Source organism: Synechococcus sp. R55.7 (genome assembly GCF_047461955.1).
Classification (GTDB): Bacteria; Cyanobacteriota; Cyanobacteriia; order Thermostichales; family Thermostichaceae; genus Thermostichus.
Map to the genome: position 1 here is coordinate 1 of NZ_JANSIC010000409.1, position 903 is coordinate 903.

A 903-nucleotide genomic window follows, 5' to 3' on the forward strand; every position below is an offset into this window, starting at 1 on the left:
CATCCGAGGCGGGCAAGGCTTCCGGCGGGGGGACAACTTCAGCCATCGGCAGGAGGAACCCACAAGACCATCCTCTTCACCCTAAATCAAGCCCCGACTTTTGAGGCGACGGTGGAGCAAAAGCAGCGTATCCGCCTCGCCGACATTGCCCGGAAACAACACCACCGGCAGGTTGGGAAAGCGGGGATGATCGGACGGGGTGATCACCATCGAGATCCCAGGGTAGACTTGCCCCAGCAGACGCACCGCCGGCAAGTCGAGGCCAGTGCTGAGGGTGTCGTTGGAGGTGATGCCGCCCTTGCTGATGAGATAGCCGATCCCTTCTGGCAGCCCCTGCACCACGCCCATCAACAACCGCGAAACCTTCTGTCCAAAAGCCAGGCGCATTTCTACGGCGTCCTTTTCAAAAGTCAGTTCCTCTCGGCTGGTGTAGACCACCGGCGTCAGACCCTGCTCATAGGCGCTGTGAACTTGGGCCAGGATCCCAGGCAGCAGCTCCGCGTCGGGATCCAATAGTCGCCTCACCTCCACCTCGATGCCTTGGGTTTCAGGCTCCTGCAGAAGGCGGGCCAACTGCTGGCTGGACTTTTGCACATGGGATCCCACGATCACCACCCCCGGTTGAGAGGAGCGAACAAACTGCCCCATCTGTTCCGGGGGAACGGGTTGTGGCGGCAACTGGGCCAGAGCCGTCAGGAGGCTGGCGGCACTGCGAAACAAAAAGCGTTTGCCTTGAGAGGCTGCCGCCAAAACATCTTGGGCAAACCGATCCAGATCCGCTTGAGTTTCTCCATCCACTACACAGCAGATATTCCCCTGCAAGGCCAGCAGCCGCGGCAAACAGCCAGAGCGAATCTGCTCCAGGGTAAATCGCTCCACTTGGTCAGCCCGGATCCGCCCCTG

1 protein-coding gene is annotated in these 903 nt (G+C 60.6%); it reads right to left on the bottom strand.

What is annotated here, in order from left to right; translation table 11 throughout:
* Positions 1 to 81: 81 nt before the first annotated feature.
* Positions 82 to 903, bottom strand: an 822-nt coding sequence (locus tag NW820_RS12810; RefSeq protein ID WP_414407693.1) for a four-carbon acid sugar kinase family protein, incomplete at its 5' end; no start/stop codon positions are given.